This window comes from candidate division TA06 bacterium, from assembly GCA_004376575.1.
GTDB lineage: Bacteria > Hydrothermota > DG-26 > E44-bin18 > E44-bin18 > E44-bin18.
Genome location: SOJN01000058.1, coordinates 1 through 3,636, shown reverse-complemented (window position 1 = coordinate 3,636; position 3,636 = coordinate 1). Strand labels below are relative to the sequence as shown.

The 3,636-nt window shown below is 49.8% G+C and carries 2 protein-coding genes and 1 pseudogene; all 3 read right to left on the bottom strand.

Annotated elements, in window-relative coordinates; all coding sequences use genetic code 11:
* Positions 1-327: 327 nt before the first annotated feature.
* Complete coding sequence (locus E3J62_04620) at positions 328-1,608, bottom strand: DUF362 domain-containing protein (protein TET46307.1); 1,281 nt, start codon at positions 1,606-1,608, stop codon at positions 328-330.
* A 144-nt stretch (positions 1,609-1,752) separates the two neighbouring features.
* Positions 1,753-2,025, bottom strand: a pseudogene (locus tag E3J62_04615) (hypothetical protein).
* A 190-nt stretch (positions 2,026-2,215) separates the two neighbouring features.
* Positions 2,216-3,343, bottom strand: a complete 1,128-nt coding sequence (locus tag E3J62_04610) for a hypothetical protein (GenBank protein TET46306.1) — start codon at positions 3,341-3,343, stop codon at positions 2,216-2,218.
* Positions 3,344-3,636 lie beyond the last annotated feature (293 nt).

The window sequence follows — 3,636 nt, the reverse complement described above, 5'->3', positions numbered from 1 at the left end:
CGTGTCAATCGGGTCTGAGAGCAAGAGGGGCAGGTCACTACGGAGTAAAAAGGAAGCTTTATTAACTACTCAGGTCACAATTCGCTAGATCGTGCAACGAGCGACAGTCTGCAAAATTGTTATGTATAGATACCATTGAACGAACATAGCTATATCATTTTATTTGGACCAAAAATTATCCTGCTCAAGAAGAGCTAGATTTGAAACTGGACAAAACAAGCTCTTGTAACCCGAATTTTCGGTCATTGGCATTAGGGACAGAGTAATCTATAATTTCATGTCACAAAGAGCCAGATTGCAGGGCTGGGTATGAATATAGTGCCACGCCTATTGCTCTAGAAGGTGCTTCGTCTCTTCCCACATTTGCTGACGAGCCTGGTCTCGCAACTCTATCACAATATCAGCATCTATGCCAGACATTCCGCAGATCGCCCGAATAATGTCATCACACATCGGAGGACAACCTTCAATATGTGTGCCGCCAAGATTAGCCATCTTTTTGGGGCATTTCCCAAGGAGAAGCGTCCTGTCAGTAAATTTAACATCGCCAGGCTCAGGGTTACCCATAACGACTATTAATTCATCTAAGGCATTGCCATCGCTGTGTCCTTTGATTGCTATCAGCGCGCCCATAAATTCGCCATAACAACCGGTACAAGCGGACATTCCCTCGAAAACAGACACCATGGGAAATCGACTCTTAAAGGTCTCAAAGCTAGAGCTGAAACTCTGTCTATTTTCCTCAAGGGATTCACCAACCACCTCTACCTGACTCAAGTCAGCTTTCACCCCCTGTCGCTCCGCAAAATACTGAAGATGCATGATCCGGGCAGGGTCAAAGCCCATCAGGTAGGTACCGACAGTATCCACTGCTACCCGATCTGCCCCAGCTAATATCAGATCAAGTTCAACTGAGTCCTTAGGATACTCCCACAGCCCCTGCATTCCCGTCAGGGCGTCAACAATCACAAAGTCCACTTTTACCACTGAATTCAGGTCGGCTATTGCCTTATCCAGGCCAAGTCTATGTGTCTTTCGCTTTTCAGCCCCAGGCAAAACGCCCTTCATGTTCTTCAGACTCAGGGTGATTAAGCATCGGCCGTGGGTCTTAAATACCGGTATGTCAATGATAACATCGCTCTCCAACGCTGTCTTAGCGATCCTCACCTTGTCCATGACGTAGGGATTCTTCACTGTCACTTCCTCAAATTCGTCGGTGTTAAGGTTGCGCAGTTCCACACCAAGCTTGTAAGCAACATCAGCGGTACCAGAGACACGGAAAGCTTCTTCCGTGCTGTAGCTACCAATAAAATCATATCCAGCACCTGCGCCCTCGCCAATGATTACGGACTTGGGCCCCAATTCCTGTACTACTTTGGTTACTGCCTCTGTAACACGGCAATCGGTGATACAACCCGTGCCGGATGGCTCGGGGGAGACAACGTTCGGCTTAATCAGAACCCTGCTACTTGGAGCGACTATCTTTTTCAAGCCACCAGCTAGGTCTATGGCCTTGCGAATCGCAGCTTCAATACCGGATTCGTCTACCTTGACAATTGAAACTTTATTCTTCATAACCATCTTTCTTCCTTCTGACTCAATATCCATTGTTTCCCTCCCGACAACATTGGCTTGTTGTCTACTGATGTTAAAATGTCCGCTTTTAGTGTAACTGTAAACATTTAGATGCGCAACGATACCACATATCTGTCCAATTATTATATCAGAACAAGCTAAGAGAGGAGACAAGACTTAGCACTTTTGAATTGGATACAGAGTGGATTTTAAGAGTGCGAACGCGAATTCAACAGTCCGCCACTGCTCAATCAATACCTTCGCTTCAGTCAAAGTATAGAATACCTCACAGTTGAGTAGTTCATCTCTCAGCTTTTCATTGAATGACTCTATATACTCCTTCTCCCAGGGGCCTCCCCGCTCTATAAATAACGTCTTCACTCCGAGACGCCGTAACCACCTTCGAATCACCTTTCCTGTAAACCCAGGCCCGTTATCTGACCGGACATGTACCCAGCAGGGACGGTAATATGGGGATATCCTGCCATTGCTGCTGGTCCCGAGCTACCACTCCGCGAGTAGGCAGCACTGATGAAGTCATTCAAGCTTGGTGGTCCCGCAGTCGGCGCAACAATTGCATCTAGTTATGGCAGCATGTGCAGCTGAAGGGAAGAAGAACTCCGCTCAGACGAGAGGCTGGCTACAGTACAGACACGGGATAGTCGCCGTACTTCTCCACCATCTCGGTGACCTTCTCTATGCGGGAGAGCATGCTGCCCCCCATTGCGTTATCAGCGATACCCAGGATGAAAGCGTCGCCTGGAGCGATGGTGCGGAATATGTCTTTCATGTAGGTCTCGAACTTCTTCTCAGGGTAGCTCTCCTCTAGGATTATGGCCGGTATCCCGCCCCAGATTATGACTGACGTCCCCCATGCATCCCGGGCATCTTTGAGGGTGACCTTCGCCATGGGCTTGGTGACGAAGCACTCCACCATGTCGAAGCCAGCCTCCTGGATGTTACCGAGGATGGCGCTGGTATCGTTGTCGGCGTGCATGGCGAGGGACTTGCTGTGTGCATGGAGCAGTTTGGTGAATTCCTGGTAGTAGGGTGTGATGTACTGATCGAAGTAGCGAGGCGGTGTCATCTGGCTACTCAGATGGCTGCCATGGAGGAGAAGCTTGGCTGGAGATTGGGCCACGACCTCCCACATCTCCCGATCCTTCTCGGTCATGACCTGCAAAAGTGCCTCGACACGGTGTCGGAAGTCCTTTAGGTGTATGTAACCTTGCTGGTAACCTGCCAGATTAAGGAGCCAGTAATGGAAGGGACAATCGCCCGCGCTCACCATCGGGAACCCATCATCGCCTATTTCACGGTCGTAGGCCTCGTACTCTTCGTAGATGGGGATGTAGACTGTGTTCCCAACCACGTACGTCCATATGTCGTAGTCCTCTTCGCTCTTGAGTGGGTATTCGGTAGGCAACTGCCCGATTATCCCCGCGCTAGCCTCATAGGCGCTCCTGCTTAGCACGGCTCGCGCGGTTCCCTTGGGTGTGACGTACTCGGTGATGGTGTTGAACCCCTCGTCATAAGTCAAGACATCCATGTTTTGGTATTCAACGCGAAATACACGCCCTGCTCGCGCAGGCGTGCCCACGCCTAGCTCTCTCTCCACTTCCCGTAGAGTCAGGCCTTGTAACCGATCGGGTAGGATGTCCCGGTGCACTTGGGCCCTATGCCATATGTCCAGCCGCGGTATCCACGGAACCCTGTCGGGGCTCCTGCCTTCCAAGATAGCAAGAAGACATTCTCGGTTAGTCATCATAATTCACCTCCAAGCTTCTGGTCAGTGTAGATCGTCACTTCTTCCAGCTCAAAGAACTCTTTCTTTCGTTGTGGAATCACGGCGCACAGCATCTGCTGTACGGGCGAAGGCCTACCAGTATATTATTCCCACGTTATCGCCCATTGGAACTTGAATTTGATCCTAGCTAATAGGATTGTCAACACCGAAAAAAGGAAGCTATTTGAAATGCCCATCTATGCTTTCCCTTACGGTTCATTGGAACGATAGCTTCTCCAGTCCGGCAACCTCCCGCATCAAGTTGATGTAGTAGC

What these genes read in the sequence shown, in the direction of transcription:
- E3J62_04610 (TET46306.1), bottom strand. Translation starts at nt 3,343, where the DNA reads ATGATGACTAACCGAGAATGTCTTCTTGCTATCTTGGAAGGCAGGAGC.
- E3J62_04620 (TET46307.1), bottom strand. Translation starts at nt 1,608, where the DNA reads ATGGATATTGAGTCAGAAGGAAGAAAGATGGTTATGAAGAATAAAGTT.